The organism is Streptomyces deserti (assembly GCF_054782695.1).
Genome location: NZ_BAAGRZ010000009.1, coordinates 146,734 through 165,833, shown reverse-complemented (window position 1 = coordinate 165,833; position 19,100 = coordinate 146,734). Strand labels below are relative to the sequence as shown.

18 protein-coding genes are annotated in these 19,100 nt (G+C 72.5%); 5 read left to right on the top strand and 13 right to left on the bottom strand.

Translation table 11 applies throughout. The features are described from left to right. Positions 1–44 precede the first annotated feature (44 nt). Both ACYVMZ_RS18295 and ACYVMZ_RS18290 read right to left on the bottom strand, forming a co-directional pair. Positions 45–587 carry a bacterial proteasome activator family protein gene (locus tag ACYVMZ_RS18295; protein ID WP_461080810.1) on the bottom strand — a complete coding sequence of 181 codons (543 nt, stop codon included), beginning with the start codon at positions 585–587 and terminating at the stop codon, positions 45–47. Positions 588–673: 86 nt separating this feature from the next. Further along, positions 674–1,249 (bottom strand): PadR family transcriptional regulator, encoded by a 576-nt coding sequence (locus ACYVMZ_RS18290; RefSeq protein ID WP_461080808.1) that lies wholly within the window; start codon positions 1,247–1,249, stop codon positions 674–676. A 144-nt stretch (positions 1,250–1,393) separates the two neighbouring features. Here ACYVMZ_RS18290 and ACYVMZ_RS18285 point away from each other — a divergent pair, with 144 nt between their 5' ends. Beyond that, complete coding sequence (locus ACYVMZ_RS18285) at positions 1,394–1,957, top strand: hypothetical protein (RefSeq protein ID WP_461080806.1); 564 nt, start codon at positions 1,394–1,396, stop codon at positions 1,955–1,957. Here the strand turns inward: ACYVMZ_RS18285 and ACYVMZ_RS18280 are convergent. Next, positions 1,929–2,954 (bottom strand): NAD(P)H-quinone oxidoreductase, encoded by a 1,026-nt coding sequence (locus ACYVMZ_RS18280; RefSeq protein WP_461080804.1) that lies wholly within the window; start codon positions 2,952–2,954, stop codon positions 1,929–1,931. The two genes, ACYVMZ_RS18285 and ACYVMZ_RS18280, sit on opposite strands and share 29 nt — an antisense overlap. Before the next feature lie 293 nt (positions 2,955–3,247). Between ACYVMZ_RS18280 and ACYVMZ_RS18275 the strand changes: the two genes are divergently transcribed. Beyond that, complete coding sequence (locus ACYVMZ_RS18275; RefSeq protein WP_461080802.1) at positions 3,248–4,264, top strand: ATP-binding cassette domain-containing protein; 1,017 nt, start codon at positions 3,248–3,250, stop codon at positions 4,262–4,264. Next, entirely contained in the window at positions 4,261–5,109 is an 849-nt protein-coding gene (locus ACYVMZ_RS18270) for an ABC transporter permease (protein ID WP_461080800.1), read from the top strand. The genes ACYVMZ_RS18275 and ACYVMZ_RS18270 overlap by 4 nt, the downstream gene beginning before the upstream one ends. Before the next feature lie 55 nt (positions 5,110–5,164). On the opposite strand, the gene ACYVMZ_RS18265 is transcribed toward ACYVMZ_RS18270, so the two are convergent. From ACYVMZ_RS18265 to pdhA, 6 genes are all read right to left on the bottom strand, one after another. After that, positions 5,165–6,262 (bottom strand): potassium channel family protein, encoded by a 1,098-nt coding sequence (locus ACYVMZ_RS18265; protein WP_461080798.1) that lies wholly within the window; start codon positions 6,260–6,262, stop codon positions 5,165–5,167. Next, entirely contained in the window at positions 6,259–7,671 is a 1,413-nt protein-coding gene (locus ACYVMZ_RS18260; protein ID WP_461080796.1) for a molybdopterin molybdotransferase MoeA, read from the bottom strand. The genes ACYVMZ_RS18265 and ACYVMZ_RS18260 overlap by 4 nt, the downstream gene beginning before the upstream one ends. Then, a complete protein-coding gene (locus ACYVMZ_RS18255; RefSeq protein WP_461080794.1) occupies positions 7,668–8,663 on the bottom strand; it encodes an NTP transferase domain-containing protein in 996 nt (331 codons plus the stop codon). The genes ACYVMZ_RS18260 and ACYVMZ_RS18255 overlap by 4 nt, the downstream gene beginning before the upstream one ends. 103 nt (positions 8,664–8,766) lie before the next feature. Beyond that, the gene (locus tag ACYVMZ_RS18250) at positions 8,767–10,281 is read right to left on the bottom strand and encodes a dihydrolipoamide acetyltransferase family protein (protein ID WP_461080792.1); all 1,515 of its coding nucleotides are present in this window, start codon (positions 10,279–10,281) and stop codon (positions 8,767–8,769) included. Further along, positions 10,281–11,285 (bottom strand): alpha-ketoacid dehydrogenase subunit beta, encoded by a 1,005-nt coding sequence (locus ACYVMZ_RS18245; protein ID WP_461080790.1) that lies wholly within the window; start codon positions 11,283–11,285, stop codon positions 10,281–10,283. Before ACYVMZ_RS18245 ends, ACYVMZ_RS18250 begins: the two co-directional genes overlap by 1 nt. After that, positions 11,282–12,424: a pyruvate dehydrogenase (acetyl-transferring) E1 component subunit alpha gene (gene pdhA, locus ACYVMZ_RS18240; RefSeq protein WP_461080788.1), complete on the bottom strand. Its 1,143-nt coding sequence runs from the start codon at positions 12,422–12,424 to the stop codon at positions 11,282–11,284. The genes ACYVMZ_RS18245 and pdhA overlap by 4 nt, the downstream gene beginning before the upstream one ends. A gap of 190 nt (positions 12,425–12,614) precedes the next feature. On the opposite strand from pdhA, the gene ACYVMZ_RS18235 reads away from it, so the two are divergent. Next, positions 12,615–13,100: an Lrp/AsnC family transcriptional regulator gene (locus ACYVMZ_RS18235; protein ID WP_461080786.1), complete on the top strand. Its 486-nt coding sequence runs from the start codon at positions 12,615–12,617 to the stop codon at positions 13,098–13,100. A 47-nt stretch (positions 13,101–13,147) separates the two neighbouring features. On the opposite strand, the gene ACYVMZ_RS18230 is transcribed toward ACYVMZ_RS18235, so the two are convergent. Beyond that, on the bottom strand, positions 13,148–13,738 hold the full coding sequence (locus ACYVMZ_RS18230) for a TetR/AcrR family transcriptional regulator (protein WP_461080784.1): 591 nt from the start codon (positions 13,736–13,738) through the stop codon (positions 13,148–13,150). Next, complete coding sequence (locus ACYVMZ_RS18225) at positions 13,735–15,252, bottom strand: 3-hydroxyacyl-CoA dehydrogenase (protein ID WP_461080783.1); 1,518 nt, start codon at positions 15,250–15,252, stop codon at positions 13,735–13,737. Before ACYVMZ_RS18225 ends, ACYVMZ_RS18230 begins: the two co-directional genes overlap by 4 nt. 160 nt (positions 15,253–15,412) lie before the next feature. Between ACYVMZ_RS18225 and paaN the strand changes: the two genes are divergently transcribed. Then, positions 15,413–17,104, top strand: a complete 1,692-nt coding sequence (paaN, locus tag ACYVMZ_RS18220; protein WP_461080782.1) for a phenylacetic acid degradation protein PaaN — start codon at positions 15,413–15,415, stop codon at positions 17,102–17,104. On the opposite strand, the gene ACYVMZ_RS18215 is transcribed toward paaN, so the two are convergent. Further along, positions 17,101–17,856 (bottom strand): TrmH family RNA methyltransferase, encoded by a 756-nt coding sequence (locus ACYVMZ_RS18215; RefSeq protein ID WP_461080781.1) that lies wholly within the window; start codon positions 17,854–17,856, stop codon positions 17,101–17,103. The genes paaN and ACYVMZ_RS18215 overlap by 4 nt on opposite strands. Next, the gene (locus ACYVMZ_RS18210) at positions 17,853–19,064 is read right to left on the bottom strand and encodes an HTTM domain-containing protein (protein WP_461080780.1); all 1,212 of its coding nucleotides are present in this window, start codon (positions 19,062–19,064) and stop codon (positions 17,853–17,855) included. The genes ACYVMZ_RS18215 and ACYVMZ_RS18210 overlap by 4 nt, the downstream gene beginning before the upstream one ends. Positions 19,065–19,100: the final 36 nt, after the last annotated feature.

The following is a 19,100-nucleotide window of genomic DNA, read 5'->3' as shown; positions in this document are numbered from 1 at the left end:
GTCAAGTCCCTTCCGGATGAAGTGCGTTCCGGGTGAAGTCCGTTCTACAGGTACGGACCGCCCGAACGGCCGCTCGGGCCCCGGTCGTCATGACCGTCCTGGCCGAGGCCCGGCGGGAGGGCGCGGCGCATCTGTTCCAGCTGGGCGCGCGCCGCCATCTGCTGGGCGAACAGGGTCGTCTGGATGCCGTGGAAGAGGCCCTCCAGCCAGCCCACCAACTGGGCCTGGGCGATCCGCAGTTCGGCATCGCTCGGGGTCGCGTCGTCCGTGAAGGGCAGGGAGAGCCGCTCCAGCTCCTCGACCAGCTCCGGCGCCAGACCGTCCTCCAGCTCCTTGACCGAGCTGGCGTGGATCTCCTTGAGCCGTACCCGGCTGGCCTCGTCCAGGGGAGCCGCGCGCACCTCTTCGAGCAGCTGCTTGATCATGCTGCCGATCCGCATGACCTTGGCGGGCTGCTCCACCTGTTCCGTGACCGGGGTCTCGTGGGAGTCCTCGTCTCCGTTGCCGCCGCTGAGCGCCATGCCGTCCTGGCCCACGACCAGGATCTGCGGGTTCTCCGACGACCTTTCGTTCCTCGGCATCTCCATGTCGCCATTCTCTCGCACCCGTCCGCCTCTCCTGCGTGGTGCCCCCGGGGGAGGCTGATCCACCGTGTACGACGAGGACGCCGGTGTCAGGGTTCCTGGTTGCCTCCCGGATGTCGCGGATGCCGCGTGTCACGGGTCAGGCGCAGCAGCCGGGCCTCACAGTGGTCCAGCCAGCGGGCCTCGGCCTCGGCGTGGAAGACCAGCTGCTCCAGGACGAGCAGCCGGGCCATCTGCTCCGGGTGCTCCGGCGCCCGGGCCAGTGCCTCGGCCCGCCGCCGCACGTGGTCGTGCAGGGCATGCGTGACATGCCGGCGCTGCGCCTCGACGACCTCCCTTACGTCGACACCGTCCGCGCCGACCGCCAGCACCAGCTTGATGGCCAGCTCGTCGCGAGACGGGCTGGCCCGCTCCACGGGCCGCGCGTACCAGGCGCGCAGCTCGGCCCGGCCCGCGTCGGTGAGCGCGTACAGCATCCGCCCGGCGTCGTCCACGCCGTCCTGGACGACCATCCCGTCCCGTTCCAGGCGGCCGAGAGTCGTATAGACCTGCCCGATGTTCAGCGGCCAGGTCCCGCCGGTGCGGGCCTCGAACTCGGTGCGCAGCCGCGAACCGTAGCGGGGGCCGCCTGCCAGGAGCGCCAGCAGCCCGTGACGTATCGACATAACCGGATTGTGCAGCGATTCGACCCATCGGCCGAATCCGGAATGCCGGAATGGCGGGCGAATGTGAATCTGATGGCGTCCATCCGACCGATCTTGCCGGTCGGCCCAGCCGGCCGAGCCGGGCACCGGGAGGGGGTCACGATCGTGACTCCATGGCTGCGCATGCTGCGAGCGACGGCACTGGTCAGCGTCGTCCTGGGGGTGGGTGTGCTCGCAGGGGGGATGTTCGGGGGCGGTGTGGTGGCGTACGGCGTCGAAGGTCCGCCGGACGCGGTCGCCGCGCCGATCGCTCCGCCTTCCTCGTCCGCCTCCCTCTCCGTCTCCGCCGAGCCGTCCCGGGCGGGGAGCCGGCCGGGTGAGGGGCGGGAGCGCCCGGGTCGGCGGGCGGAGGCCGAGGACGAGCCGGGCCGCCTGCGGGACGAGCGGGGCAGGGACGGGGACAGGGACAGGGACAGGGACGGGTATTGGTACAGGGACCACGACGGCCGTGAGGTTCCGGCGCGGGACGCGGACGCCGGTGACGATGCCGCCGTGCCCCAGGCGCCGGGGGAGACCGACCCGGCGCCCTCCGGATCGGCCTCCGCCCAGCAGGTCGCCGGAGGCACGGTCGAGCCCGTGCTGCGGATCCTGCCGCTGGGCAGCGGGCTGGTCCTCATCGGGCTCGGCCTGGGGCTAGCCTTCATCGCGCTGCGGCTGCGGCGCGCCTAGGGCCTGTCCTGGCCGTACCCGGCGTGATGAGCAGCACCTTCCCCACGTGGCCGCTCTCCTCGACGATCCGGTGGGCGGCCGCCGCGTCGGGCATCGGGATCTCGCGGTCGACGACGGGGCGTACGTGACCGCCGTCGACCAGGGGCCAGACGTGTTCCCGTACGGCCGCGACGATGGCCGCCTTCTCCTCGACGGGCCGGGCCCGCAGGGTGGTCGCGCTGATGGCCGCGCGCTTGGCGAGGAGGGCGCCGATGTTCAGTTCGCCCTTGACGCCGCCCTGCATGCCGATGATCGCGAGCCGGCCGTTGACGGCGAGCGCCCGGACGTTGGGTTCCAGGTACTTGGCGCCCATGATGTCGAGGATGACGTCGGCGCCCGCGCCGTCGGTGGCCTTCTTGACCTCCTCGACGAAGTCCTGCTCGCGGTAGTTGATCAGGATGTCGGCGCCCAGTCGGGCGCAGTGGTCCAGCTTCTCCCGGGTGCCGGCCGTGACGGCGACCTTCGCGCCGACGGCCTTGGCGAGCTGGATCGCCATCGTGCCGATGCCGCTGGAGCCGCCGTGCACGAGCAGGGTCTCGCCGGGGCGCAGGTGAGCGATCATGAAGACGTTCGACCAGACCGTGCAGACCACCTCCGGCAGCGCCGCGGCCTGCTGGACGCCGACGCCCTTGGGGACGGGCAGCAGTTGCCCGGCCGGGACGACGACCTGTTCGGCGTAGCCGCCGCCGGAGAGCAGCGCGCACACCTCGTCGCCGACGGCCCAGCCGGACACGCCGGTGCCGAGCGCGGTGATCCGCCCGGAGCACTCCAGGCCGGGGTACGGGGACGCGCCGGGCGGCGGGTCGTAGAAGCCCTGCCGCTGCAGGATGTCGGCCCGGTTGACGGCGCCGGCCGCCACCTCGACCAGGACCTCGCCCTCGCCGGGCACGGGATCGGGGACCTCGTCCCAGACCAGTGCCTCGGGCCCACCAGGTTCGGGAATCGTGATCGCATGCATGGAGGGGACGCTACCCCTCGCGCCCCGGGCGGATTCCGCGCCCCAGGCCGGACCGCTTCCCGCCTCGGTCCCTGCCTCGGTCCTTGGGCCGGGGTTCCTCGGTCCTTGGGCCGGGGTTCCTCGGTCCTTGGGCCGAGGCTCCTCGGTCCCCGGGCCGGGACTCCTCGGTCCTTGGGCCGGGGCTCCTCGGTCCTTGGGCCGATCCCCCGGGAAATCCCTGTGCGGGACCGATGAGTTTGCGTCACCGTAAGAGTCTCCCCATGCGTAGCCCAAGCAGCGGAAGGACCCGAAGCATGAGCACGCAGACGTCCGGCCCGGCGATCGAGACCGCGGGCCTGGTGAAGACGTTCGGCGAGACCCGGGCCGTCGACGGAGTCGACCTCACCGTGCCGGCCGGCACGGTGTACGGCGTCCTCGGCCCGAACGGCGCCGGAAAGACGACCACCGTGAAGATGCTCGCCACGCTCCTGCGGCCGGACGGCGGTGAAGCCCATGTCTTCGGGCACGACGTCGTCCGCGAGGCCGACCGGGTGCGCGGCCGGGTGAGCCTCACCGGTCAGTACGCGTCCGTCGACGAGGACCTCACCGGCACCGAGAACCTGGTCCTGCTGGCCCGGCTCCTCGGTCACCACAAGAAGGCCGCCCGGGACCGCGCCGCACAGCTCCTGGAGGCCTTCAGGCTCTCGGAGGCGGCCGGGAAGCAGGTCAAGCACTACTCGGGCGGCATGCGGCGCCGTATCGACATCGCCGCGTCCATCCTCAACACCCCCGACCTGCTCTTCCTGGACGAGCCGACGACCGGCCTGGACCCGCGCAGCCGCAACCAGGTGTGGGACATCGTGCGGGCCGTGGTCGCCCAGGGCACGACCGTGCTGCTGACCACGCAGTACCTGGACGAGGCCGACCAGCTGGCGTCCCGGATCGCCGTCATCGACCGCGGCAAGGTGATCGCCGAGGGCACCAAGGGCGAACTGAAGGCGTCCGTCGGCGCCGGGTCCGTCCACCTGCGACTGCGCGACGCGGACCAGCGGCCCCTCGCGGCCGACCTGCTGCGCCGGGCCCTCGACGCCGACGTCCAGCCCGAGCCCGACCCGGTGGCCCTGACCGCCCGCCTCGGTACGGCGGCGAGCAACGACACCGCGGCCGAGCAGGCCGCCCGCGCGCTGAACGAACTGGCCGGCGCCGGCATCACCGTCGACAACTTCTCGCTGGGCCAGCCCAGCCTGGACGAGGTGTTCCTCGCCCTCACCGGACACGACACGCACGACTCCCAGGACGCCCGCGACACGAAGGACGAGGTGGCGGCATGAGCACCGCGACGCCCACCGAGAGCAAGGAACTCGCCCCGGTCAGCACCGAATCGCTCGCCGCGCTGCTCATCGCCAAGGAACGGCCGCCGCGGCCCAGCGCGTGGTCGACCTCGCTGACCTTCGGCTGGCGGGCCGTCCTCAAGATCAAGCACGTGCCGGAGCAGCTCTTCGACGTCACGGCGTTCCCGATCATGATGGTGCTGATGTACACGTACCTGTTCGGGGGCGCGCTGGCCGGGTCGCCGAAGGAGTACATCCAGTTCCTGCTGCCCGGCATCCTGGTGATGTCGGTCGTGATGATCACGATGTACACCGGCGTCTCGGTCAACACGGACATCGAGAAGGGCGTCTTCGACCGGTTCCGCTCCCTGCCCATCTGGCGGCCGTCGACCATGGTCGGCTACCTGCTGGGCGATGCCCTGCGCTACACCATCGCGTCCGTCGTGATGCTCACCGTCGGCCTGATCCTCGGCTACCGCCCGGACGGCGGCGTGGGCGGTGTGCTCGCCGGGATCGTGCTGCTGGTGGTCTTCTCGTTCGCGTTTTCGTGGATCTGGACGATGTTCGGGCTGATGCTGCGCACCGAGAAGTCGGTGATGGGCGTCAGCATGATGGTGATCTTCCCGCTCACCTTCCTGTCCAACGTCTTCGTGGACCCGAAGACCATGCCGGGCTGGCTGCAGGCGTTCGTCAACAACAGCCCCATCACCCACCTGTCGTCGGCGGTGCGCGGACTGATGGCGGGCGACTGGCCCACGGAGGAGATCGCCTGGTCGCTGGGCTGGGCCGGGCTGTTCGTGCTGGTCTTCGGGCCGATCACGATGCGGCTGTACAACCGCAAGTAGGCCCGTTCCGGGTCCTCGAGCCCCGGTCAGTGCGTTCCGGGTCCTTGAGACCCGGTCAGTCGCGGGGAAGCGGGCGCATGTCGGGCGTGACCCGCGTGCCCGGCGTCGCCCGCACGATCGTGATGAGCCGGTCCGTCAACTGCAGCTTCCCGGCGGCCGGATCGTCGTAGCCGAGCACCCGGTGACCTCGTATGACGCTGATGACCAGGTCGTCGATCTCGCGCGGCGTCCTGCCCACCTCGGCCTTGACGACGGGCCGCTCGACGATGTCGAGCCCGCTGCCCTGCTGGATGAGGTCCTCCAACACCATGCCGGCGGCGGGGCTGAGCACGGACAGGCCGAGCAGCCGGCCGGCCGCGCTGGCGCTGGTGATGACCACGTCGGCGCCGGACTGCCTCAGCAGCGGCGCGTTCTCCTCCTCACGCACGGCGGCCACGATCTTCGCCCCGCGGTTGAGCTGCCGGGCCGTCAGCGTCACCAGGACGGCCGTGTCGTCGCGCTGGGTCGCCACGATGATCTGCCGCGCCTTGTGCACCTCGGCCCGCCTGAGGACGTCGCTGCGGGTGGCGTCCCCGACGATGCCCGCATAGCCGTCGGCGGTCGCCGCGTCGATCACCTTCGAACTGGGGTCGACCACCACGACCTGCTCCTTCTTCAACCCCGCCGCACACACGGTGTGGATCGCCGACCGGCCCTTCGTCCCGAAGCCGATGACGACGGTGTGATCGCGCAACGTGGACCTCCAGCGGTTCAGGCGCCATTCCTCACGGGTGCGCTCCGTGAGGGCCTCCAGGGTCGTACCGACCAGGATGATCAGGAACAGCACGCGCAGGGGCGTGATGACGAAGATGTTGACCAGCCGGGCGGTGTCGCTGGCCGGGGTGATGTCGCCGTACCCGGTGGTGGAGAGCGTGACGGTCGCATAGTAGAAGGCGTCGAGGAGTCCGACGCCGTCGCCGTTGTTGTCCTTGTAGCCGTCGTGGTCGGCGTAGACGATGAACGCGGTCACCAGCAGGACCACCAGGGCCATGGACAGCCGTTTGGCGACCTGGCGGAACGGGTGCTCCACGATCTGTCGCGGCAGCTTCACCCGGTGCGGCACAAGGTGTTCGTCCGGCTGGCGGGCGATCGCGTCCTGGCCCGGAAGTTTCACGTGAAACACACCCCGATTCCCCCGGATGCCCAGGGCAGATCGATCAGTTCCGTCTCCTGTCCCGGCTGCGCACCGCCCGGCGGTACGACAGCGAGGGCGTCGGCCGCCGCGATGCCGCGCAGCATGGCCGGACCGTTGTAGTGCAGCGGCACGGCCCGGTCGCCGCGCAGGACGACGGGGACGAGCCGGGTGTCGTACGGGTGCCCGTGCACCGCGTCCCTCAGCGGCAGCGTGTACGGCTCCGGCGCAGGGCGGGCCGCGAGGGTCCGCAGCAGGGGTTCGGCGAGCGTGAGCAGGCCGGAGACGGCGGCCAGCGGGTTGCCGGGCAGGCCGACCAGGTGCTGGTTCTCCTTGGTGCGGGCCAGCAGCATGGGGTGGCCGGGGCGCACCTTGACGCCGTCCACGAGGAGTTCGGCGCCGATGCGGCACAGAGTGGGGTGGACGTGGTCGACCGGGCCCGCGGCGGTACCGCCGGTGGTGACGATGACGTCGGCGCCGGACGTCGTGATGGCCTGGTGCAGCGCGTCGGCGTCGTCACCGATCCGGCGCACGGCGGTGACCTCGGCGCCGAGCGCCCGCAGCCAGGGCGGCAGCATCGGGCCGAGCGCGTCCCGGATCAGGCCGTCGTGCGGCAGGCCCTCGGTGAGCAGCTCGTCGCCGAGCACGAGGACGTCGGCCCGGGGGCGGGGGACGGCGGTGAGGGCGTCGTACCCGGCGGCCGCGGCGAGCCCCAGCACGGCCGGGGTCACGAGGGTGCCGGCGGGCACCAGCTGGTCACCGCTGCGGCACTCCTGGCCCCGGGGGCGGATGTCCTGGCCGGGCACGACCTCCCGGGTCGCGTGCAGGCGGCCCTTGTCATCGGTACGGCCGTGCTCGCTGCGGAGCACGGCGGTGGTGTCCGGGGGGATCCGGGCGCCGGTGGCGATGCGGACGGCCTCGCCGTCGGTGAGCGGCTCGTGCCCGGCGTCTCCGGCCAGGACGCCGTCGCCGCGCACGTCCCAGGGGCCGGGGCCGGCGACCGCCCAGCCGTCCATCGCCGAGGTGTCGAAGGAGGGCAGGTCGGTGAGGGCGGTGAGGGGTGCGGCCAGGGTGAGACCGAGGGCGGAGTCGAGGGGTGCGGAGACGGGAGTGGGGCGGGCGGCCCGGATGCCGGCGCGGGCGGCGCGTTCGGCGATGGTCCGGGCCTCGGGCCAGGGGGTGGCCTGGTGGCGGCGGTCGGTGCCGTGTGGGGTGCCGGTGCCGCCCTCGCGCTTCGGAGGGGGTACGGACGCGTGGTCGCCGCCGGGGGTGGGGCCGTTGGCTTCCTTCACGAGCGCGAGCGCCTCCTCGACGTCGAGGTCATCCGTGTCCTCCGGGTGCCCGGGGGTCACGGCGGTCTCGCCGGGGCGGGTGGAGCGGGCGGCGGTCATCGGGCGTCCGGGCGGGTGTCGGGCGTGGCGTCGGGAGCGACGTCGGGTTGGGCGTCGGTGGGCTCCGGGCTGCTTGGCGTGTCGGCTGGCTTGGCCTCGGGGGTGTCCTCCTCCGCCCAGCGCAGGGCGAGGGCGGCGGCTTTGCGGGCGGCCTCCGCTACGGCCTCCGGTCCGCCGCCGGCCCGGGCGGCCGCGTAGCCGACGAGGAAGGTGGTCAGCGGCGCCGCGGGCCGGGCCACACTGTGGGCGGCGTCGCGGGCGAGGTCGAGCAGGACGCCGGTGTCGACGTCGAGGTCGATGCCCAGTTCGTCCTTGGCTGCGGAAATCCATTCATCCAACACGTGCCCATGCTCCCTGATGCGTGACCGGGCGGTGGCGATGTCGTCCCAGGTGTCGCAGTCGAAGGACGCGACGGGGTCGGAGATGCGGGTGAGGTCCAGCTGTGCGGTCAGGAGCCTCAGGGGGAGACCGGTCAGGCCGCCGTGTTCAGCGCCGATGTGCGCGAGCAGCCGGCGCAGGCGCGGTGCGCGGTAGGCGGCGACGAGCGGCTGGTCCCGGCCGCCGGGGTCGGTCAGCAGCACTCCGTCGGCCGCCGCGCCCCGCAGCGCGGTCACCAGTCGGCTGACGGTCCGTTCGTCCAGGAACGGCAGGTCGGCCGAGAGCACCACCACGTGGTCCTCCGTGGTGGATCGCAGCCCGGCGTCGAGCGCGGCGAGCGGTCCGCCGCCGGGCGGGTCCTCGCGCGCCCAGCTCACGGGCCGTGCCGTCGGCCGCGGCTCGGCGACGACAACGGTGGTCCGGGCGTCGGCGCACGCGGCGAGCACCCGGTCGAGCAGCGCCCGCCCGCCCACGCGCACACCGGGCTTATCCACACCGCCGAGCCGCCGCGCGGCACCACCGGCGAGCACGACGGCGTCGTACGCGGCGGAGCTGTCGCCCGGCGGCCGGCCGGTGGTCGGGCCGGCAGCGCCCGTCGGCTCGTACGAGGTCACCCCCCGAGTATGCGGGCCACCGGAATCACAGGGAACGCGGGGGAGCCGGGCCGATCAAGGATGAGGCCTGGCCGATCAAGGATGAGGCCGGGCCGATCACCCGTCACAGTGTCCGCAGCAGCACCGCCGGCTGTTCCACGCAGTCGGCGACATAGCGCAGGAAGCCGCCCGCCACGCCGCCGTCGCACACGCGGTGGTCGAAGGTGAGCGAGAGCTGGACGACCTGCCGCACCGCCAGCTCGCCCTCGTGCACCCAGGGCTTGGGGACGATGCGGCCGACGCCGAGCATGGCCGCCTCGGGGTGGTTGAGGATCGGGGTGGAGCCGTCGACGCCGAAGACCCCGTAGTTGTTCAGCGTGAACGTCCCGCCCGTCAGTTCCGCGGGCGTCAGCGTCCCGGCCCGGGCCGCCTCGGTCAGCCGGGCGAACTCCGCGGTCAGCGACTCGGCGTCCCGGGCGTGCGCGTCCCGTACGACGGGTACGACGAGCCCCCGGTCGGTCTGCGCGGCGAAGCCGAGGTGCACCTGGTCGAACCGGACGACCTCCCTGGCCTCCGTGTCGACGGTGGAGTTGAGGTCGGGGAAGCGGGCGAGCGCGGCGGTGCAGATCCGGGCCAGCAGGGCGATCAGGGAGATCTTCGGCCCGCCGGCCGCGTTCATCGCCGCCCGCGTCCGCATCAGCTCCGTCGCGTCGGCGTCCACCCAGCAGGTCGCGTCCGGTATCTCGCGGCGGCTGCGGGAGAGCTTGTCGGCGACGGCCCCGCGGACGCCCTTGAGGGGCGTGCGGACGCCTCCGGCGGTCGCGGCGGCGGGGGCCTGGTGTGCGGCGGCCGGTGCCGGCGCCGGTGCCACGCGCGTGTGCGGCTCGGCGGAGGGCCGCGGGGACGGCTGGGCGGCCGTACTCCCCCGCGCGGCCGCGGCCCGCAGCGCGTACTCCACATCCGCCCGCAGGATCAGCCCGTCGGGCCCGGAGCCGGTCAGTTCCCGCAGGTCGAGGCCGTTCTCCCGGGCGAGCCTGCGCACCAGGGGGGAGATCACGGGAACGGGGCCGTCCGTGGTCTCGGGGGCACGGACCTGCCCGTCCGTCTCCTTGGACGCCGGAGCCTTGTCGAACGCCGGAACCTTCTCGGACGCCGGAGCCTTGTCCTGCGTCGTGGCAGCGGAGTCCGCCCGCCCGTTCACCGCCCCGGCCGTCGCGGCAGCGGCGGACTCCGGCCGTCCCGGCCGCACCCTCCTGCGGCGCGCCGGGGCTTCCGAGGTGCCGTACCCGACCAGGACGTTGCCCGAGCCCTCGGTGTCCGGCAGCTCGGCGTTCGATCCTTGGGCATGCGTCGCCCGGCTGCTCGAGCCCCCGGCCGGAGCGCCGGCCGCCGTCTCCCCCACCGCCACCGTCAGCAGCGGCGCGCCGACGGGCAGTTCCTGGCCCTCCTCGCCGAAGCGGGCCGTGACCACGCCGCCGTAGGGGCAGGGCACCTCCACCATCGCCTTGGCCGTCTCGACCTCGACGACCGGCTGGTCGACGGCGACGACGTCGCCGACCTGCACCAGCCAGCGCACGATCTCCGCCTCGGTGAGCCCCTCGCCAAGGTCGGGGAGCTTGAACTCCAACACCTGTGCCATCAGCTCTCGGCCTCCCATTGCAGGCGCCCCACGGCGTCCAGGATCCGGTCCACGCCGGGCAGGTGGTGGCGCTCCAGCATCGGCGGCGGATACGGGATGTCGAACCCGGCCACACGCAGCACCGGCGCCTCCAGATAGTGGAAGCAGCGCTCCGTGACCCGGGCCGCGATCTCCCCGCCCGGGCCCCCGAAGGAGCCCGACTCGTGGACGACGACCGCGCGTCCCGTCCGCCGCACCGAGGCGCACACCGTCTCGTCGTCGAACGGCACCAGCGAGCGCAGATCGACGACTTCGAGGTCCCAGCCCTCGGCCCGGGCCGCCTCGGCCGCCTCCATGCAGACGGGTACGGACGGCCCGTACGTGATGAGCGTGGCGCTCCGGCCTGAGCGCCGCACCACCGCGCGGCCCATCGGTTCAACGGGCGTCGGCTCCTCGGGGTTCCAGGAGTCCTTCGACCAGTACAGCCGCTTCGGCTCCAGGAAGACCACCGGGTCGTCGGAGGCGATGGCGGCGCGCAGCAGCCCGTAGGCGTCGGCGACGGTGGCGGGCGTGACGACATGGAGCCCCGGAGTCGCCATGTAGTACGCCTCGGAGGAGTCGCTGTGGTGCTCGACGCCACCGATGCCGCCGCCGTAGGGGACGCGGATCGTGATCGGCAGGGGCATCGCGCCGCGCGTGCGGTTGCGCATGCGGGACACGTGCGAGATGAGCTGCTCGAACGCCGGGTAGGCGAAGGCGTCGAACTGCATCTCCACGACCGGGCGCAGCCCGTACATCGCCATGCCCACGGCGGTGCCGAGGATGCCCGCCTCCGCCAGCGGTGTGTCCGTGCAGCGGTCCTCGCCGAACTCCTTGGCGAGTCCGTCGGTGACCCGGAAGACGCCGCCGAGGGTGCCGACGTCCTCGCCCAGGACGTGGACGTTAGGGTCGGCGGCCATGGCGTCGCGCAGCGCGCGCGTGAGGGCCTGCGCCATGGTGGCCGGCCTGACGGCGACGGTGGTCATCGGTGCGCCCCTTCCGACTCGGCCTCGGCCTCCAGCTCCGCCCGCAACTGCTCCCGCTGCTCGCGCAGTTGAGCGGTGGGCTCGGCGTACACGTGGGCGAAGAGGTCCATGGGGTCGAGCGCCGGGTCCTGGTTCATGCGCTCGCGCAGTGTCGCGGCCATGGTCTCGGCGTCCTGGCGGGCCGCCTCGATGCCGGCCTCGTCGATCAGGCCGCGCTCGGTCAGCTCCCGCTCCAGCAGCAGGATCGGGTCGTGCCGGCGCCAGGTCTCGACCTCGGCGTCGCCGCGGTAGCGGGTCGCGTCGTCGGCGTTGGTGTGCGCGTCGACGCGGTAGGTGATCGCCTCGACGAGGGTGGGGCCACCGCCCGCGCGCGCGTGCCGTACGGCATCGCTGAGGACCTCGTGCACGGCGGCGGCGTCGTTGCCGTCGACCAGGCGGCCGGGCATGCCGTAGCCGACGGCCTTGTGGGCCAGCGACGGGGCCGCGGTCTGCTTGGCGAGCGGGACGGAGATCGCGAAGCCGTTGTTCTGGACGAGGAAGACGACCGGGGCCTGCCACACGGCGGCGAAGTTCAGCGCCTCGTGGAAGTCGCCCTCGCTGGAGCCGCCGTCGCCGACCATGGCCAGCGCGACCACGTCGTCGCCCTTCAGGCGGGCGGCGTGCGCGAGGCCCACCGCGTGCGGCAGCTGGGTGGCGAGCGGGGTGCACAGGGGCGCCACGCGGTGCTCGTAGGGGTCGTAGCCGGTGTGCCAGTCGCCGCGCAGGAGGGTGAGAGCCTCCACGGGGTCCACGCCGCGGGCCACGACGGCGAGCGTGTCGCGGTAGCTGGGGAAGAGCCAGTCCTGCTCCTTCAGCACCAGCGCGGCGGCGACCTCGCAGGCCTCCTGCCCGGTGCTGGAGGGGTAGACGGCGAGCCGGCCCTGCTTGGTGAGGGCGGTGGCCTGCGCGTTGTACCGGCGGCCGCGCACCAGCTGGGCGTACAGCGTCCGCAGCAGCTCCGGGTCGGCCTTCGCCGCCGCCTCGGTGCCGAGGACGCGGTACGGCTCCGGGTCGGGCAGCAGCGGCGCGGGGTCGGTACGGGGCTGCCAGGCGGGCGGCGGCGTGGGCCGATACGCGCCACGCTGCTCCATGACCGTCATGACGGCACCTCCTCGTGGGAGCGGCTTCGTAAGGCGCGGCGTCTGTGACGCGCCTCACCTACCGATTGTTCGGTCGCCGGCACATTTTGGCTACGGGTGCCCTCAGGCTGTGGACAAACGGTTCTCCACAGCCTGAGATGGACGCAGTACGTCCATGCTAGGGAGGCGGGGGCAGGTGGCATCTGAACAAATGGCCGAGAGCACTCAGGACAGCGCCGCTCTGCCGCCGCCCCGCCCCCTGGACGCCATCGACCAGGACATCCTGCGCATGCTCCAGGCGGACGGCCGCGCCTCGATACGGTCGGTCGCCGAGCGGGTCCACGTCTCCCGCGCGAACGCCTACGCGCGGATCAACCGGCTCGTCGAGGACGGCGTCATCCGGGGCTTCGGCGCCCGTGTCGACCACGAGCGGGCGGGCCAAGGCACGTCGGCGTACATCACCCTGAAGATCGTCCAGAACTCCTGGCGCACGGTGCGCGAACAGCTCAGGCAGTTGCCCGGCGCGTCCCACATCGCCCTGGTGGGCGGGGACTTCGACGTGCTGCTGCTGGTGCACACGTCCGACAACCGCGCGCTGCGGGAGCTGGTGCTGACGCGACTCCAGGCGATCCCCGAGGTGCTCAGTACGCGCACGCTGCTGGTGTTCGAGGAGGAGGACCTGGAGCCGCAGGGGTAAGAGCTCCGAACAGAATGGGCGCCCATTCTGTTCGGAGCTCTGAGCCCTCAGGCGTCTTTGCGGAGCCCTCCGAACGCCAACTGCACCACCGCGTCGGCCACTTCACGCTCGCCCATGCCGCGCCCGTCCGGCCGGTACCACTCCACGATGGAGTTGATCATCCCGAACACCAGCCGGGTGACGAGCCGGGACTCTATGTCGCCGCGCACGTCCCCGTCGGCCGCCGCCGCCTTCAGCAGCTCGGCCACCCGGTGGTCGAACTCCCGGCGCCGTTCCAGCGCCCACCGCTCGGTGTCCGTGTTGCCGCGCACCCGCAGCAGCAGGGTCACGTACGGCAGTTCGGCGATGAGGACCTCGACCATGCGCCGTACGACGTACTCCAGCCGCTCGGCGGCCCGCCCCACGCGCGCGTGCTCCTCGTCGAGGATCCCGAAGAGGCCGTCCAGCGCCCGGCTCACGGCACGGCGCAACAGCTCCTCCTTGCCCGCCACATGGTGGTAGATCGACGACTTGGAGATGCCGGCCGCCTTGGAGAGGTGCTCCATGGAGGTGCCGTCGTAGCCGCGCTCGTTGAAGACCCGCACGGCGACGGACAGCAGCGTCTCCGGGGTGTACGTGTCGCGCTTGGCGGTGGTCATGAGACGGTGCCCTCCCGCTTGTCGGAGGCGTGCGCGTGGCGGTACAGCGCGAGGGACGGCGCGTAGCGTCCGCAGGGGTCGCGCAGGTGGAGCTCGTCGAGGAGCGCGTAGGCCCAGTCGCGGCCGAGCCGGCGGCTCCATTCGAAGGGGCCCAGGGGGTAGTTGACGCCCAGGCGCATCGCGGTGTCGACGTCCTCCTCGGTGGCCACGCCCTTGGCGACGGCATCGTGAGCGAGGTCGACGATCCGCGCGACCGTGCGGGCGACGATCATTCCGGGAACGTCCCCGATGACGCTGACCTTCTTGCCGAGCGCCTGGAAGAGGCCGGTGGCCTCGGCGAGCGTCTGCGCGGAGGTGTCCTGGGAGGCGGACAGGGCGATGCGGGTGGCCCTGCGGTAGTCGAGGGCGAGGTCGAAGTGGACGACGTCCCGGAACTCCACGGAGGTCTGACCGTCGGCGAGGACCAGCTGGCCGCCGCCGGGCAGCACCAGGCGGGTGCCGTTGTCCTCGTCCTCCTCGCGCACCTGGATGCCCGCCTCGCGGATCAGCGGCAGGAGTTCCGAGGCCGGGCCCAGGTCGCCCTCGGCGACGACGTACGCGGGCGGCTGCTGCCGCTCCGCGGTGTGCGGCTCGGGGCGCTCGGCGCCATCCCGGTAGCCGTACCAGCCCTGCCCGGTCTTGCGGCCGAGCCGGCCGGACTCGACCAGGCGCCGCTGGGCGAGGGACGGGGTGAAGCGCACGTCCTGGAAGAAGGACTGCCACACCGAGTGCGTGACGGACTCGTTGACGTCCTGCCCGATGAGGTCGGTCAGCTCGAAGGCGCCCATCTTGAAACCGCCGGACTCGCGCAGGACCGCGTCGATGGTGGCCGGGTCGGCGCCCTGGGACTCGTAGACGGCGAAGGCCTCGGCGTAGAAGGGCCGGGCGATGCGGTTGACGATGAAGCCGGGGGTGTCGGCGCAGGCGACCGGGGTCTTGCCCCAGGCGCGGGCGGTCTCGTACGCGCGCGTGGCCGAGGTGACGTCGGTGGCGAACCCGGAGACGACCTCGACGAGCGGCATCAGCGGCGCGGGGTTGAAGAAGTGCAGGCCGACGAGACGGCCCGGGGCGCGCAGGGCGCCGCCGATGGCGGTGACGGACAGGGACGAGGTGTTGGTGGCGAGCAGGCAGTCGTCGGCGACGATGCCCTCCAGTTCGCGGAACAGGTCCTGTTTCACGTCCAGCCGCTCCAGGACCGCCTCGACGACCAGGGCGCAGTCCGCGAGCTCGGCGAGGCTCTCGGCGGGCACCAGCCGGGCCCGCGCGGCGTCCCGGTCGGCGCCGGTGAGCCGTTCCTTCTCGACGAGCCGGTCGAGGCGGGCGCCGATCGCGTCGGCCGCTTCCCGAGCGCGGCCGGGGACGGCGTCGTACAGCCGTACGGGGTGGCCCGCGACCAGCGCGACCTGGGCGATGCCCTGGCCCATGGTGCCGGTGCCGACGACGGCCACGGGGCTGCTGAGGTCGAGTGCTGTCATGTGCGCGATCCTCCCGCACGGGGTTTTCCACAGATGCGGCGGACCCCCTTGAACCGACCGATCGTTCGGTTACTCTAACTCTGACCGCTCGTTCCCGCCCATGTTTCTGTCCAGGTCATGAGCTCGACGAAGAGTTCTTGAGACGAGGAGTTGGTCCCGCATGGCCGCCGAACTCACCGCGCACGATCTGATCGCCAAGCACCGGCCCACCCTCGATCAGGCGCTGGAAGCGATCCGCACGCGCGCGTACTGGTCCCCGCACCCCGAGCACCCCAAGGCCTACGGGGAGGACGGCAGCCTGGACGCGGCGGCGGGCAAGGCCGCCTTCGACGCCCTGCTCGGCACCCGCCTCGACCTCGGCCAGCCCGGCACGGACGACTGGGTGGGCGGCGAGGTCTCGCCGTACGGCATCGAGCTGGGCGTGACCTACCCGCACGCGGACATCGACGTGCTGCTGCCCGCCATGAAGGCCGGGCAGCGGGCCTGGCGGGACGCGGGCGCGGAGATGCGCGCGGTGGTCTGCCTGGAGATCCTCAAGCGGATCAGCGACCGGACGCACGAGTTCGCGCACGCGGTCATGCACACCTCCGGCCAGGCGTTCATGATGGCGTTCCAGGCGGGCGGCCCGCACGCCCAGGACCGCGGCCTGGAGGCGGTGGCGTACGCGTACGTGGAGCAGGTCCGCACGCCCGACACCGCCGAGTGGACCAAGCCGCAGGGCAAGCGCGACCCGCTGGCGCTCACCAAGCAGTTCACGCCCGTCCCGCGCGGGATCGGCCTGGTGATCGGCTGCAACACCTTCCCGACGTGGAACGGCTACCCGGGCCTGTTCGCCTCCCTCGCCACCGGCAACGCGGTCCTGGTCAAGCCCCACCCGCGCGCGGTGCTGCCGCTCGCGCTCACCGTCCAGGTCGCCCGCCAGGTGCTCGCCGAGGCCGGCTTCGACCCGAACCTGGTCGCTCTGACCGCTGAGCGCCCCGGCGAGGGCATCGCGAAGACCCTGGCCGTGCGCCCGGAGATCAGGATCATCGACTACACCGGCTCGACGACGTTCGGCGAGTGGCTGGAGACCAACGCCCGCCAGGCCGAGGTCTACACGGAGAAGGCCGGCGTCAACACGGTGATCGTGGAGTCGACCGACGACTACAAGGGGATGCTGTCCAACCTGGCCTTCTCCCTGTCGCTGTACAGCGGCCAGATGTGCACCACCCCGCAGAACCTGCTCATCCCGCGCGAGGGCATCACCACGGACCAGGGACCCAAGTCGTACGACGAGGTGGTCGCCGATCTCGCGAAGGCGGTGGGCGGTCTCCTGGGCGACGACGCGCGCGCGAACGCCCTGCTCGGCGCCATCGTCAACCCGGACGTCAAGGCCCGCCTGGAGGCCGCGGCGGGGCTCGGCGAAGTGGCCCTCGCCTCCCGCGAGATCAGCAACCCCGACTTCCCGGGCGCGGTGGTCCGTACGCCGGTGATCGTGAAGCTGGACGGCGCCAAGCCGGACGCCGAGGCCGCCTACATGAGCGAGTGCTTCGGGCCGGTGTCGTTCGCCGTCGCCGTGGACTCGGCCGCGGACGCCGTGGAACTGCTGCGGCGCACCATCCGCGAGAAGGGCGCGATGACGGTCGGTGCCTACACGACCGACGCGGAGGTCGAGCAGGCCGTCCAGGAGGTGTGCCTGGAGGAGGCCGCCCAGCTGTCGTTCAACCTCACCGGCGGGGTGTACGTCAACCAGACGGCCGCCTTCTCCGACTTCCACGGCTCGGGCGGCAACCCGGCGGCCAACGCGGCGCTGTGTGACGGCGCGTTCGTGGCCAACCGCTTCCGGGTGGTCGAGGTGCGCCGGGAGGCCTAAGGCACGCGCGCCGCGCCCCCGGTGGCGCTCCAGTGGTACAGCGTCATGGCCACGCTGGTCGCGAGGTTGTAGCTGGAGACCTGGGGGCGCATCGGCAGCGCCACCAGATGGTCGGCACGCGCGCGTAGCTCGCGGGACAGTCCGCTGCGTTCCGAGCCGAAGGCGAGCAGCGCGTCGTCCGGCAGCTTCAGGCCGCGGATGTCCTCACCGTCCGGGTCGAGGGCGAACACCGGCCCCGGCGGCAGCTCGTCGACGCCCAGCCGCTCCACGGCGGTCGCGAAGTGCAGCCCGGCCCCGCCGCGCACGACCGTGGGGTGCCAGGGGTCGAGCGTGCCGGTGGTGACCACGCCGGTCGCCCCGAAGCCGGCGGCCAGCCGGATCACGGCCCCCGCGTTGCCCAGGTTGCGCGGGTTGTCGAGGACCACGACGGGCGCGGTGCGCGGGGCGTGCGCCAGCTTCTCCAGGTTGGCCGCACGGGAGGGCCGTACGGCCAGGGCGGCCACGGCGGTGGGATGCGGGCGCGGGACGAAGGACCTGTAGGTCGCCTCCGGGACCTGCGTCAGAAGCCCGTCCAGGGTGTCCCGTACGTCCGGGGCCAGCTCATCGGCCAGGGCGAGCGCGGCGCCCCGGTCGGTGGTGACCGCCACCGGGACCTCGGCTCGGAAGCGCACGGCGTGCTTGAGGGCGTGGAAGCCGTCGAGCAGGACGGTGCTGCCGGCGAGCCGGTGCCAGGCGGTCACGGGGTCGGTCATGCCCTGAAGCCTACGTGCGTGGGTTCGGGGCTCTCCTGGACGTGCCGCTCGGGGATCGCCGTACGCCCGCCGCGCCGAACCAGCCGTCCACGCGTGCGTGCCGCCCAGCCGCCCAGCCGGCGCAGGAAGGACGTCGGCAGGAACACCGCGTCCGCCGCGATCATGGCCAGGGAGAAGAACGGCAGGCCCAGGACGACGGCGATCACGGCGTGCTCGGTCATCATCGCGGCCAGCAGGACGTTCTTGACCCGCCGGTTGAACAGTGTGAACGGGAAGGCGACCTGCACGAGGACCGTCCCGTACGTCACGAGCATCACCATCGTGCCGCTGGCGGACAGCAGGTCGGCGAGGGCGGGCCAGGGCGAGAAGTACTCCAGGTGCAGCGGGTAGTAGACCGCGGTGCCGTCCTGCCAGCGGGAGCCCTGGATCTTGTACCAGCCGGCCGTGGCGTAGATCAGGCACGCCTCGGCCATGATCACGAACAGGGCGCCGTTGTGGAGGATGTTGGCGACGACGTCGAGCAGGATGCGCGGCTGGGCGGTCCTCGCGCGGCGGGCGACCACCCACCACAGGGCCTGCGCCAGCCAGACGCCCCACAGGATCGCCGGTATGAGCCGGTCACCGTCGAGCCGGCCCGCCAGGGTCACCGCGACCAGCACGAACCCGAGCACACCCCACAGCGCCGGGCCCACCCGGTCCAAAACCCGCTCCCCACGCGCGCGTGCCGCCCGTGCGAGCCGGGCCCGCCGCGCGTCCAGCGACCACACCTGGCCGCAGCGCGTGAACACCAGGTAGATCGACATCAGGTGCAGGACGTTGTCGCCGCCGTCCCCCATGAAGACGCTGCGGTTCTGCAGCGACAGCACGCCGACCATGAACAGCACCGACATCGTGCGGGTGCGCCAGCCCAGCACGAGCAGCGCGCCGGCGAGGATCGCGAACGCGTAGCAGGCCTCGAACCAGATCCGGCCGTCCGACCACATCAGGGCGGTGAAGGCCCCGTTGGAGCGGATCAGCTGCTCGGCCAGGTCCCAGCTCCACGGGCCGTCGGGGCCGTACAGCTCCTGGCGGTGGGGAAGCTCGCGCAGCAGGAACAGCAGCCAGGTCGCGGCGAAGCCGATGCGGACCACGGCGGTCTGGTAGGGGCCGAGGGCGGACTCGGTGACGCGGGCGATGCCGCGGGAGAGGCACAGGGCGAAGCGGTTCACCGCGCACCTCCATCCGTCTCCCTCGGGGCCGTCTCC

Coding starts and splice junctions, on each gene's coding strand:
- ACYVMZ_RS18280 (WP_461080804.1), bottom strand. CDS start 2,954: ATGCATGCGATCACGATTCCCGAACCTGGTGGGCCCGAGGCACTGGTC.
- ACYVMZ_RS18235 (WP_461080786.1), top strand. CDS start 12,615: ATGGCCGAGAGCACTCAGGACAGCGCCGCTCTGCCGCCGCCCCGCCCC.
- ACYVMZ_RS18245 (WP_461080790.1), bottom strand. CDS start 11,285: ATGACCACCGTCGCCGTCAGGCCGGCCACCATGGCGCAGGCCCTCACG.
- ACYVMZ_RS18270 (WP_461080800.1), top strand. CDS start 4,261: ATGAGCACCGCGACGCCCACCGAGAGCAAGGAACTCGCCCCGGTCAGC.
- ACYVMZ_RS18260 (WP_461080796.1), bottom strand. CDS start 7,671: ATGACCGCCGCCCGCTCCACCCGCCCCGGCGAGACCGCCGTGACCCCC.
- ACYVMZ_RS18290 (WP_461080808.1), bottom strand. CDS start 1,249: ATGTCGATACGTCACGGGCTGCTGGCGCTCCTGGCAGGCGGCCCCCGC.
- paaN (WP_461080782.1), top strand. CDS start 15,413: ATGGCCGCCGAACTCACCGCGCACGATCTGATCGCCAAGCACCGGCCC.
- ACYVMZ_RS18215 (WP_461080781.1), bottom strand. CDS start 17,856: ATGACCGACCCCGTGACCGCCTGGCACCGGCTCGCCGGCAGCACCGTC.
- ACYVMZ_RS18230 (WP_461080784.1), bottom strand. CDS start 13,738: ATGACCACCGCCAAGCGCGACACGTACACCCCGGAGACGCTGCTGTCC.
- ACYVMZ_RS18225 (WP_461080783.1), bottom strand. CDS start 15,252: ATGACAGCACTCGACCTCAGCAGCCCCGTGGCCGTCGTCGGCACCGGC.
- ACYVMZ_RS18250 (WP_461080792.1), bottom strand. CDS start 10,281: ATGGCACAGGTGTTGGAGTTCAAGCTCCCCGACCTTGGCGAGGGGCTC.
- pdhA (WP_461080788.1), bottom strand. CDS start 12,424: ATGACGGTCATGGAGCAGCGTGGCGCGTATCGGCCCACGCCGCCGCCC.
- ACYVMZ_RS18295 (WP_461080810.1), bottom strand. CDS start 587: ATGGAGATGCCGAGGAACGAAAGGTCGTCGGAGAACCCGCAGATCCTG.
- ACYVMZ_RS18275 (WP_461080802.1), top strand. CDS start 3,248: ATGAGCACGCAGACGTCCGGCCCGGCGATCGAGACCGCGGGCCTGGTG.